At 24.6% G+C, this 12,244-nt stretch carries 11 protein-coding genes; 5 read left to right on the top strand and 6 right to left on the bottom strand.

Features of this window, described 5'->3' with window-relative positions:
• From PWP28_RS04375 to PWP28_RS04360, 4 genes are all read right to left on the bottom strand, one after another.
• Positions 1–885 carry a carbohydrate ABC transporter permease gene (locus tag PWP28_RS04375; protein WP_109605007.1) on the bottom strand — a complete coding sequence of 295 codons (885 nt, stop codon included), beginning with the start codon at positions 883–885 and terminating at the stop codon, positions 1–3.
• 1 nt (position 886) lies between these two features.
• Complete coding sequence (locus PWP28_RS04370) at positions 887–2,047, bottom strand: carbohydrate ABC transporter permease (protein WP_206050566.1); 1,161 nt, start codon at positions 2,045–2,047, stop codon at positions 887–889.
• Between the two features lie 34 nt (positions 2,048–2,081).
• Positions 2,082–3,296, bottom strand: a complete 1,215-nt coding sequence (locus PWP28_RS04365; protein WP_109605008.1) for an ABC transporter substrate-binding protein — start codon at positions 3,294–3,296, stop codon at positions 2,082–2,084.
• A 171-nt stretch (positions 3,297–3,467) separates the two neighbouring features.
• A complete protein-coding gene (locus PWP28_RS04360) occupies positions 3,468–4,937 on the bottom strand; it encodes a diguanylate cyclase (protein ID WP_158274851.1) in 1,470 nt (489 codons plus the stop codon).
• Positions 4,938–5,129: 192 nt separating this feature from the next.
• On the opposite strand from PWP28_RS04360, the gene PWP28_RS04355 reads away from it, so the two are divergent.
• The gene (locus tag PWP28_RS04355; protein ID WP_308644337.1) at positions 5,130–5,816 is read left to right on the top strand and encodes a DUF6062 family protein; all 687 of its coding nucleotides are present in this window, start codon (positions 5,130–5,132) and stop codon (positions 5,814–5,816) included.
• Between the two features lie 29 nt (positions 5,817–5,845).
• On the opposite strand, the gene PWP28_RS04350 is transcribed toward PWP28_RS04355, so the two are convergent.
• The gene (locus tag PWP28_RS04350; RefSeq protein WP_109605011.1) at positions 5,846–7,129 is read right to left on the bottom strand and encodes a hypothetical protein; all 1,284 of its coding nucleotides are present in this window, start codon (positions 7,127–7,129) and stop codon (positions 5,846–5,848) included.
• A gap of 132 nt (positions 7,130–7,261) precedes the next feature.
• Between PWP28_RS04350 and PWP28_RS04345 the strand changes: the two genes are divergently transcribed.
• On the top strand, positions 7,262–8,470 hold the full coding sequence (locus PWP28_RS04345) for an HDOD domain-containing protein (protein WP_308644320.1): 1,209 nt from the start codon (positions 7,262–7,264) through the stop codon (positions 8,468–8,470).
• Between the two features lie 41 nt (positions 8,471–8,511).
• On the opposite strand, the gene PWP28_RS04340 is transcribed toward PWP28_RS04345, so the two are convergent.
• Positions 8,512–9,030 (bottom strand): flavodoxin family protein, encoded by a 519-nt coding sequence (locus tag PWP28_RS04340; RefSeq protein ID WP_308644319.1) that lies wholly within the window; start codon positions 9,028–9,030, stop codon positions 8,512–8,514.
• A 180-nt stretch (positions 9,031–9,210) separates the two neighbouring features.
• Between PWP28_RS04340 and PWP28_RS04335 the strand changes: the two genes are divergently transcribed.
• From PWP28_RS04335 to PWP28_RS04325, 3 genes are read left to right on the top strand one after another with little or no spacing between them, the layout of a single operon-like run.
• Positions 9,211–10,191, top strand: a complete 981-nt coding sequence (locus tag PWP28_RS04335) for an iron ABC transporter permease (protein ID WP_109605014.1) — start codon at positions 9,211–9,213, stop codon at positions 10,189–10,191.
• Positions 10,188–10,985 carry an ABC transporter ATP-binding protein gene (locus tag PWP28_RS04330; protein WP_206050567.1) on the top strand — a complete coding sequence of 266 codons (798 nt, stop codon included), beginning with the start codon at positions 10,188–10,190 and terminating at the stop codon, positions 10,983–10,985. Before PWP28_RS04335 ends, PWP28_RS04330 begins: the two co-directional genes overlap by 4 nt.
• A complete protein-coding gene (locus PWP28_RS04325) occupies positions 10,978–12,240 on the top strand; it encodes a radical SAM protein (RefSeq protein ID WP_308644318.1) in 1,263 nt (420 codons plus the stop codon). The genes PWP28_RS04330 and PWP28_RS04325 overlap by 8 nt, the downstream gene beginning before the upstream one ends.
• The last annotated feature ends 4 nt before the right edge of the window (positions 12,241–12,244 follow it).

The raw sequence follows: 12,244 nt of genomic DNA, 5'->3' as shown, positions 1-12,244 counted from the left end.
TCACCCCTTTAATCCAGAAGATGCTCCAACCTCAATGAAATTATCTTGCATAGATAAAAATATAAAAATCATGGGAGCAGTCATCAACATTGTTGCTGCCATCATATATGGCCATACTGTATAAAAAGATCCTTTGAAAAAATTCAAACCTAATGTTAATGTAAACATTTCTTTTTGTTGCATTATTATCAATGGCCACATAAAATCGTTCCAGGTATTTAAAAAAGTATATATTCCGAGAGCTCCAAGAGCTGGTTTACTTAAAGGTAATATTATTTTAAAAAAAGTTTTAGGTATTGAAGCACCATCTATTTTGGCTGCATCTTCAAGTTCTTTTGGAATATTAAGAAAGAACTGTCTCATTAGAAATATGCCAAAAACCATTGTAAGTTTTGGTAAAATTAATCCTGTATATGAATTCAATAAGTTAAAATCTGATATTAATAAATAAGTTGGAATTATTATGGCTGGAAAAGGTATCATTATTGTTGCAAGCAATAAACTAAAAATTTGATTTTTGAATGGAAACTTTAATCTTGCAAAAGCGTATCCTGCAAGTGAATCAAAAAATAAATTACCTATAGTAACAGATATAGCATATATAAATGTATTCAATATCCATCTGAAATATGGAGTTATTTTAAAAATTTCTACATAGTTTGCTGTAGTTGCAGGGGCATTAAAAAGTGTTATAGGCCATTTAAAGAAATTTATTTTTGGTGGCCATTTCATAAAATCTACACCAACACGGATACCTTCCTCATTTTGATAAGTTATTGGTGTAAAAGAGATCATTGCCGACCATATGAACGGAAAAAGAGATATAAAAGCATATAAAATTAATATTGTATATGCGATCATCTTTAAAGTATTAAATTTTTTCATATCATATCACACTCTCTTCTTTAAAAGTTTTTTTAAAGATCGAAGTTATTATAAGAACTATAAAAAATAAAATTACTCCAAGTGTTGAAGCATAACCCATTTGTCCATATTCGAAAGCATTTTTATATATATAAAAAGAGAGAGTTATATTTCTTAAGTTTTTTATTAACATATATATTTGATCAAATACTTGTAAAGTGCTTATTATTCCTATAGTTATTACATAAATACTTTGATTTTTTAAAAGAGGAATTATTATTTTAAAAAACATTGTAGTATTTTTAGCCCCATCTATTTTGGCAGCTTCATATAGTTCATTTGGAATATTTTGAAGACCAGCAAGATAAGTTATCATAAAGTATCCGGCAGTTGTCCAAATATTCATAGCCATTATTGCACCAAGAGCAGTTGTTGGATTATTTAACCAATCTATTTGGGGTATACCAAATATTCCAAGCATACGATTTAATATTCCTGCTTTAGAATATATCAAAGAAAAAATCATAGATATTGCTGCTGATGAAGTTATTGATGGAATAAAAAAACTGGCTTTAAAGAAATTAATTCCATGTATTTTTTGATTTGAGGCAATTGCTAGTAGGAGTGCGAGAAAAGTTTGAATTGGAACTACTATTAAACAAAATAATAAAGCATTGCCAAGTGCAATCCAAAAATATTCATCATTATATGCTTGAATATAATTATCCAATCCTATAAATTTAGGCTTGTATTTAAATGCAGAAGAGGCTCCATTTATATAATTATTCAAAAATTTTTTTACAGTCGTTTGTGAAGACAATTCCCTATTATAAAAATCTTCGAATAATTTTTCTATATTAATTTTAGAATTTTTTATTATTTTTATTTGTTTATCATTTAATTTAATTCCAAGTTCATTTTGTATGAAATCTAACATATTAAAAGAATCAATATAATTATTTAAATTTTCTTTTTTTATATCATCTATAAATTCTCCAATATAAAACTGTATAGAATCTTCTGGAATAATAGGCATTTCAAATTGTTTGTTTTTTGTAGAATTATAATCTGTAAAACTGTATATGAATGTCATCATTATTGGATATAGCATAAAAGTTATTAATAATATTATTACAGGAGAAATAAATAGATAACCATAAAAATTTTCTTTATAATTTTTCAATGAAGAACCTCTCCTTTAATAAACAATAATTTTATTATTTAACCCATTTCATATAATTTTCATTTATCTTTATTTTAGCCTCTTCAAAAGTTATATGATTGTAGAATAAATCTTTTAATATACTGTTTAATTCATCATTAGCTCTTGTAAATCTTCCAGAAGGAGTTTGAACTTTCCAAGGATGAGCAAAATCTAATGCATCATAAAATATTTTTTTTATATTATCTGTATCTTTTGAAGCTATAGACTTTCTTGAAGATAATGAGCCTACTTTTTCTACAAATTCTTTTTGACCTTCATCAGTTAAAAATTTTATAAGTTCCCATGATTCTTGTTTGTTTTTAGAATATTTATTTATAGACCAACCGACTGTATATAACATTGATGATTTTTCAGAAAAATGAGGTATATTGACTATTCCAGTTTTATTTAATAAATCAGGATATTGTTCTCTTAAGTAGCCTACAGTCCAGTTTCCTGTCATTGCCATTGCGACTTTACCAGTACCATAAGCTTCTCCTATCCAACTTGCACCCAATGCTGATGGTTCAACGGCAAGATTATATTTTGATACGAGTTCAACATAAAATTTAAAACCAGCCCATGAATTATTACTTGTAATAGCTGTTGATAAGTCCTCATTAACAACTTCTCCGCCAGCTGAAAAAATAAATGGGATTGCTCTATTAAAATCTGCTGCTATAACAAGAGGTGTATCCATACCTTTATTTTTTAGTTGTGTTGCTTTATCAAAAAGATCAAACCATGTATCATTATTTGTTGGATATTCTACTCCATATTTATCAAAAAATTCTTTATTGTAAAATAAATTTAAGGAAGAAGCATCTTTTGGTATGGAATATAATTTATTATCAAATGTGAATGCATCTAAAAGATTTGGAAAAAAATCTTCAATATCAAAACTTTCTTTTTTTATAAATAAATCTAATGGATATAAAGCATTAATTTTATAAAATTCTTCTGCCCAAGCTACATCAACATAAAATATATCAGGTCCACTACCAGCTGAAATTTCACTCATTAATTTTTGAGTAAATTGATTTACATCACCAGCTGGTTGCCAAACAGCTTTTATATCTGGATTTTGTGCATTAAATTTTTCAATTATATTTTTTATTATAGATTCTTCAACAGGATTTCCAGGCCAACCACTCATAACTATTGTTTTTTGAGTAAAGCATATAATACCAAATAATAGTATTAATACAACAAAAAATCCTTTTTTCATAAAAAAATCCCCCCTTATTATTTTTGCAAACGTTTGCTGCAAACGTTTGTATTAATTTTATCATCATATAATATTAATTTAAAATTTGTTTTTTGATATTTATATTTGATTATAGGGGGTTATATCTTTTTTGATGTCTTTAACTCTAATATTCAAATTTAGAATTCAATTTTATATTTTTTCAACACGATTTTTCCCATTTTTTTTAGCAATATAGAGTGCATTATCAACTCTTATCAATAGTTTTTCTATTGGTTCGTCTATATTATAAGAAGAGACTCCAAAACTAAGTGTTAGCTTTATTTTAGAATTAAATTTATGATTTTCTACTATTGATCTAAGTCTTTGAGCGAGATTAAAGGCTTTTTCTATGTCTATACAAGTGAGAATCATGAACTCTTCTCCACCCCATCTGAAGAAATAATCATCTTTTCTCAAATTGTTTTTTATTAAATTACTTAATTCTTTTAATACTTTATCTCCAGTATTATGTCCATAAGTATCATTTATAGCTTTAAAAAAGTCTATATCAAACATTATTAAAGAAAATATTTTTTCTGATTTCTTTTTTATTATTTTATTAAAATGTGTTCTATTGTAAATATTAGTTAATTCATCATGAATAGATAGTATTCTCAATTTACTGTTTATTTTTATTAAATATGATGTGTATGCAAAGAATGAAATTAAAATCATTATAAATAAAAAAATTTCTAATTTGATTCTATCTATCATTTCATTTATCAATTTGTTATCTGTATAGATTATTAAATATCCAAAATTTTTATTTTGAGTATTTTTTATATTTATCAAATTTATTATGTAATAATTTTTATCTTTTTTTGTTAAATAATTTTTGGATAAATCATCTTTATTTATTTCATGAATATTTTTTTCTATTATTGTGTTTAATTCATTTACAGTTATTATTAAATTACTTGTTTGAAAGTAATTTTTTGTATAAGAATCATAGAAAAAGTTTTCTAAAGAGAAGTATTTTTCATACAATTTAAATTTATAATTCGTCAATGTTTTTAAATTTTCTTTATTTATTATAAAAAATGCAAAACATTCATTTTGTTTCATGAATTCATTAGATATTTCTGTTAATGGGATACCAAATTCTAATACACCATAAAAATTTTCATTTTTTATTATGGGATAAATAAATCTATAACCATTAAAGGTTTTTCCACTTTCAAAACCCTTAAAAAAAATTTTATTGTCTATGGATTTACTTATTCCAAATCTTTCTGATTTTAAATTATCATCATAATCATTTAAAGAGTGCATTCTTAATATACTAGTGCCTTCTTTAGATATAAATTGTATGCTGTAAATTCCCAGTTTTTTTATTTCATCATAGAATGGAAGTACTTTTTCATATAAGTATAAACGATTTGAATTTAATAATTCTTCTTCTGATAAATTGTTTATTATTATATTCGATAGAAGTTCAGTTGTTTTTTCATAATTTTCTAATATTAATTTTTCTTGTTTTAAAAAATTATCTATCATTTCATCTTGAACGGCTTTTATATTATCCGTTTTTTTGATAATTCCTGTGAAAAGTATTATAGAAATAAATATAAATATTATTATAAAAATACAATACAGATAAATGTTATGATTATCTTTCATGAGAATCCCCCCTTTTATTTCGATAAAAAAAACCTCTTCAAATAAATGAAGAAGGCTATAATTTTTAAAAAATTTTTTAAACTTTATCATAATATTATCGGATTTATATTAGTTTATAATAATTTAAAAAACAAAATGTATAATAAATTATATGACTAATATGATGTTTTTGTATTAAAAAAATGTTAATTTATCTTTGAGAGGTGGGAGATTTATATTAAAGAAAAAATACAAGATATACCTATAAATGATGCTTTTATGATAGATGGAAAATGTCCTTTATGTTATATAAAGGATCAAATAGAAGAGCAAATTATTTCAAAAGTTTTGAGTAATGATATGCTTATAAGCGATGATTTTGTAGAAGATTTAAAAAAATATGGTTTTTGTAAAGAACATTTAAAAAGATTATTGAATAAAAATGATAGACTTAGCCTTGGAATAATATTGAACTTTCAGTTCAATATTGAGATAGAGAATATTGAGAAAAATAATGGACTAAATTTTAGGGATAAGATTTTAAAGAAAGAATTAAACAATGATAAAGAATGTTATATATGTAAATATTCAGAAGATCTCATGCCCATTTATTTTAATAATATAATCAAAATGTATGAAGAAAAGCCTGATTTTAGAAGTTTATTTGATGAATCCGATGGTTTTTGTATTAATCATTATAATCAGTTGATTAATCATAATAGAATAAAAAAAGATATGAAAAAATCTTTGAAAGAATTAGAAATTAAAGTTTTGAAAAATATTCAAAGTGATTTAAAATATTATCTTGAAAAATTTGAATTTAAAAATAGAGATCTTCCATGGTTGAATTCAAAAGATTCTATTGAAAGAACTATAAATAAACTTATAGGAGATATATAAAGAACTTCTCATATTCATGAGAAGTTCTTTTAGTTTATAAATTTTTCTGTTGATTTTGAACCATCAAATAATGTAAACAATTGAAAATAATCTGTGGTTGATAATTTTTTTTCATGCATATCTAAAAAGAACATTTTCTCTTTAAAAGGACTATTTTTATTGTTTAAATCGAATAAAGTTATATTTCCTTTTGATATAGGTGCTAAGTCATAGCCGCTTATATTGTTAATTTTTTCTATTTTATTGCTTTTATTATCTCTATAATAACTATTTATGTAAAAAGAATATATGGATAAAACTTTATTTTTAAAATTTTCATCATTATTTAGATAATTTGCAATTGTGGGTTCTGAAGATATTTTATTCAATTTTGTATGAAATCCTCCCCATTGACCATAAAATTTTTGATTTTTATACATTTTTGTTATTTTTAAAAAATTATATGTTAATGCTTCTTCTCTTTGTTTAATTGGTTTAGAATCGTATGTAAGATTTAAAATAGAGTCTTTTTTATCATAATCATGATATAATTTCATGTTTAGTAATGAGTTTTCAACCATGAATTTTAATTTTTCGAACTCTTTTATTTTAGAATAATAGTTTTCATTATTTATCATATCTGAATATATAGATTTAAAAATATTTTGAATTTCATCTTTTATTCTATTGGGATTTGGATAATTTTTATTTTTAAAGTCATAAGTTTTAAAAGTTTTTATTAAGTATTCTAATTTTTCATTTATTTCGATATTTTTTATTTTAATTTTATTATTATCCAATAACAATTTTATTCCGAATAATGCAGATTCTTGCTGGAAGTCTAAGTCTGCTCCGATGAATATGAAATTGCCATTTTGTTCATCATAATATTTTTTTAATTTTTTGTAAAATTCATAGTTTTCTTTGGAATTTGCAAAAGTTCCATCGAGATTATTCATTATATAAATTAAGTATTCTTCATTTCCAGTTTTTAAATATTCATTTATAACATAAGAACTTGCATATCCAGATTCTGATATGTAAATATTGAAATCTTCTTCTTCATGCAGATATTTGAATAATTCGAGCTTATAATCAAAATTCAACTTTGTGGCATGATTTTCTGATGAAAATATTATTTTAAAATTGTTTAATTTATTTTTTAAAATAGGTGAAAAATCTGGATTTTCTAAATTTATTTCTATAGAATTATCATTTAAATATTGAAGTTCTTCATCAGAAAATTCTTTATTTGTATTTGTTTTTAATAAAGCACAAGAACTCAACATTAATATTATGGTATATAATATACTTAGTAATAGTATTTTTTTCATGAAAACCTCCATTGAATTTAAATTTATGATATATTATAACAAAGTTAACTTTTTTATAGGTTAAATTTTATATTAAATAAATTAATATTGTTTAAAATATAATTATAATATAATTTGTTTGAGAGGTAAAATATGAATATATTTATTGCAAGACAACCTATTTTTGATAGAAATTTAAATGTTTTTGGGTATGAACTTTTATACAGATCAGACTTTGAAAACATAAGTAAAATATTTAATGGTGATGTTGCAACCTCAATGGTTTTGAATAATGGAATATTGATGTTGAATGATGGAAAGTCTGAAAAATATTCGTTTATAAACTTCACAAAGAAACTCATAATTGATGAAGTGCCTTTGTTATTTTCAAATGAAGATATAGTTGTAGAGATATTGGAAAATATAATACCCGATGAAGAGTTTATAAGTAAATGTATAAAAATGAAAAAAAGAGGTTATATTTTAGCTTTAGATGATTTTGTTCTTTCATATGAATATGAAGATTTGATAAAACTTTCGGATATAATAAAAGTAGATTTTTTATTGAATTCTAGATCTGAAAGAAAAGAAATAATAAAAAAATATAGTAATTATAATGTAAAGTTTCTCGCTGAGAAAATAGAAACGAATAAAGAATTCGAAGAGGCTAAAAGTGATGGATATTCTTTTTTTCAGGGATACTTTTTTGAAAAACCATCTGTGATATCTGGGAAAGATATAGATATAATTCCAACAAATCTTTTTAAACTAATAGATATGGTTTATTCTAAAGATGTGAATTATAATGATATAGCGAAAGTAATAAAAAATGATGTTGCTTTAACTTATAAACTATTGAGACTTACTAATTCTGTTAATTTTGGCAAAAGCCAAGAGATTAGTTCTATAAATCATGCTTTAACTTTTTTAGGAATAAAAGAGCTTAGAAAATGGTTATCAATAATAATGGTTAATAATATAGATAATAAAAAAACAGATGAATTAATAAAAATTTCACTTATAAGGGGTAGAATGACAGAATTACTTGCAGAAAAACTTAAATTGTCTTCTGAAAATAATGATTTTTTCCTTGTTGGACTATTATCATTGATAGATACTTTGACAAACACGACTATGGAAGAAGCTTTAAGATATTTGCCAATAAATTTGATCATAAAAGAGACTTTACTTGGAAAAGATACCATCATAAAGAAAGTTTTGAATATTGTTCTGATGTATGAAAAAAATGATTGGAATAATTTAGAATTTTTTTGTAAAAGTGTAAAAATTAATTTTGAAGAATTAACTAAAATATATTATAAATCAATAAAATGGGCAGACAATGTAATAATGGAATATTAAAAAATCATCGATTAAATATTAAATAATCGATGATTTTTTGTTTAAATATTTGAAAGTATTTTTAAAAAAGTATCTTTTGCTTTTTGAAAATCTTCATCATTTGGATGTTTTGCAGCTTCAGCATGTCTTTTTTTTCTTTCTTCATTCATAGCATGAGGATGATCTGGTGGAAGATTTTTAAACTTTTCTGCAAGTCTTGGATCTATTTTACCTTGACAATGGAAATGTCCCAAAACCTCATTATTGTTATTTTTCATCAATTCTTCAAATCTATCAACACATTTTTGCGCATGTTCTGAATCAGGATAAGCTCCAAGTGTAAAAAAGAAAGCTATTTTTTTATTTTTTATATTTTTCAAAACTTCTAAAGTTTTTTTATCGGCAGTTCCTCTATCTACCCAATAACCAATAGTTATAAAATCATAATCATCAAAATTTTCAATATTTTTTGCTTCATCAATCGATATAAAATCGGTATTTTCTGGCATTACTTCTTTTATACTTTCTGCAACCTTTTTAGTATTTCCGGTTAAAGTAGAATAAATTAAAATTGATTTCATAAATAACCTCCTGTTTGTTGTAGTTTAATCTACTGATATTATATAGAAAATACATCAAAAAGTCAATAAAATTTGATGTTTTAACCTTAAAAACTTATTGACACCTACTTTTTATTTTGATATAATGTAGGTATAACTACATAAATATATTTAGTTTAAAAAAATAAAGAGTGGTGAAATATGAAGAAAATAATTCCTATTGTTATTGTAGTATTTATAGTTATATTTTTTATATCTCTTTTTTCAGGAAGTGTAAAAATAACTTTTTCAGATCTTATGACACTTTTTCAAAAAGATGTTGATAATGATTTTGTAAAAACTATAGTTATGGATGTTAGATTACCAAGAATAATAATGGCTTTACTCACTGGAATGATGCTTGCATCTTCGGGTACTGTTGTTCAGACGGTATTTCAAAATCCTCTTGCCGATCCTTATATAATAGGTATAAGTGCAAGTGCGACATTTGGAGCCGTACTTTCATTTGTTTTGAATTTGCCAGATTATATGTATGGAATAATGGCTTTTTTTACATCTGTTATAACTTCTTTTATGATTTTTAAAATTTCAAGGACATCTAAGAAGACTCATACATCTACTTTATTGATAGTTGGAGTCGCCGTTTCTTCATTTTTAGGAGCATTTACATCTTTTACTATGTATTTAATCGGTGAAGATTCCTTTAAAATAATAATGTGGACTATGGGATATCTTGGTGGTGCGAGTTGGTCTAAAATAGTTATGATGATATTTCCTTTAATCCTTTCTATAATTTTGTTTATTTTGAATAGAAATGAATTAGATGCTTTATTGAGTGGCGAAGAAGAAGCACATGCTTTGGGTGTTAATGTTGAAAAACTAAAAAAAACTATGTTAATAACAGCGTCACTAATAGTTGCTTTTTCTGTTGCTTTTACTGGAATGATAGGTTTTGTTGGATTAATAGTTCCACATATTATGAGAATGTTTGTTGGAAGTTCTAATTCTAAATTAATACCTTTGGCTACAGTTTTTGGAGGAATATTCTTATTGGCAAGTGATACTATTGCACGTACTATATTGGCACCGGTTGAAATACCTATAGGAGTTATAACTTCATTTTTTGGAGCTCCATTTTTCTTATATCTTGCATTAAAGGGCAAAAGAGGTGGATTTCATTGATAAGAACGGAAAAACTCAATTTTAATTATGGAAATAAGCATATATTAAAAGATATAGATATAGATATAAAAAAAGGTAAATTTACAGGGATACTTGGACCTAATGGATCTGGAAAATCTACATTACTTAAAAATGTTCTCGGTTATCTTCAGCCTGAATCTGGGAAAATTTTATTGAATGGAAGATCTTTGAAGAGTATAACAAGAAAAGAGGCGGCAAGAATAGTAGGGTTTGTACCTCAAAAATCTGGATTCAGTATGAATATTAATGTTGAAGATTTTGTAATGCTTGGAAGAATTCCTCATTTAAAGAATAAATGGAGTGGATTTCAAAAAAAAGATAGAGATGTTTGTAATAAAATAATATATGAACTTAATCTTGAAAACTTTAGAGATAGAAGTGTTTTGAGCCTTTCTGGAGGAGAATTTCAAAGAGTATTAGTTGCAAGAGCTTTATGTCAAGAACCAGAAGTGCTTTTATTAGATGAACCTACATCAGCTCTTGATATGAACTATGCTGTCGATATTTTAAGTACAGTTAGAGACTTAGTTGAAATAAAAAATTTAACAGCTGTTGCTGTTTTGCATGATTTAAATCTTGCTTCCATATTTTGTTCTGAACTAATTTTAATGAAAGAAGGAAAAATAGAACATTGTGGAAAACCAAAAGAGTTAATGAATGAAAAAATTCTTAAAGATATATACGGTTTCGATTCTAAAGTCATTTATGAAGATGATGAAACCCCTTATATAATTCCTGTATGCAATGGTAGAAGAGGTGTTGTGAATGTTTGAAAGTAGATATAGATCACATCATGATTCAGGTAGAGCTTTAAAAGATATACTTGAACCATATATTGAAAGTAAAAGGCTTACAAAAAAAGATTTTGAAGAGGTTATGGATAGTTATCCAAAAAATGATAAAAGGGTTTTATATGTTCATACTCCTTATTGTGACAAACTTTGTACATTTTGTAATTTAAATAGAAAATTATTACAAAATGGTATGGAACAATATACAAATTATATTGTTTCTGAATTTGAAAGGATAGGTAAAACAGAATATATAAAATCGAAACCATTTGATGCTTTATATTTCGGTGGAGGAACTCCAACGACATATTCTGAAAGTGAAATGGATAAACTTTTAAATTCTTTAACCAAAAATTTAAAATATTCAGAAGATTATGAATTTACATTTGAAACGACTTTGCATAATTTAACAGATGAAAAATTAAAAATTATGCAAAATTATGGAGTTAATAGACTGAGTATAGGTATTCAAACTTTTTCAGATAGAGGTAGGAAATTGTTGAATAGAACTTATGATCAAAAAGAAATTTTGAAAAGATTGAATCATTTAAGAGATATTTTTGATGGACATATGTGTATAGATATCATATATGCTTATCCCGATCAAACGGAAGAAGAAGTGATAAATGATGCTAAATTAACTTGTGAAGTTATGGCTGATAGTGCGAGTTTCTATAGTCTTATGATACAACCAGGTTCAGCTCTTGCAAGTATGATTGAAAATGGGAAATTTAAATTTGAAAGAACAAATGAATGGGAAATCAATTTACATAATAAATTTCTTGAGAACATAAATAATAATTATGAAATTCTTGAACTTTCTAAAATAAGAAGAAAAAATAGGGATAAGTATAGATATATAACTCTCAGATATGATAATGCCGATACATTTCCCGTTGGAATAGGTGCTGGTGGAAATGTGGCTAATATGGGTGTTTTTAATATGAGTCCAGAGATGCAATTTTATTCATATACAGATGAAATTAGTAAAAAATATAATAAAATATTAGGTCATATGCAATATGCAAAATATGATTTAAAATATTTTGAAAATGAAATTTCAGAATATTCTATGGATTTACTTGAAAAAAGATTAAAAGAATATGTTAAAAATGATTATGCTTTTGAAGATGAAAACAAATATGTCCTTACAAATGAAGGACTTTTTTGGGGCAATAATATAGCTGTTGATTTATTGGGTTTAATAATAAAGAATGAGTTTGAATTTAATAAATAAATTT

Origin of the sequence: Oceanotoga sp., assembly GCF_030445905.1 — a bacterium.
GTDB classification, from domain to species: domain Bacteria; phylum Thermotogota; class Thermotogae; order Petrotogales; family Petrotogaceae; genus Oceanotoga; species Oceanotoga teriensis.
The sequence above is the reverse complement of the archived record's forward strand: the minus strand, read 5'-3'. Positions and strand labels throughout refer to the sequence as shown.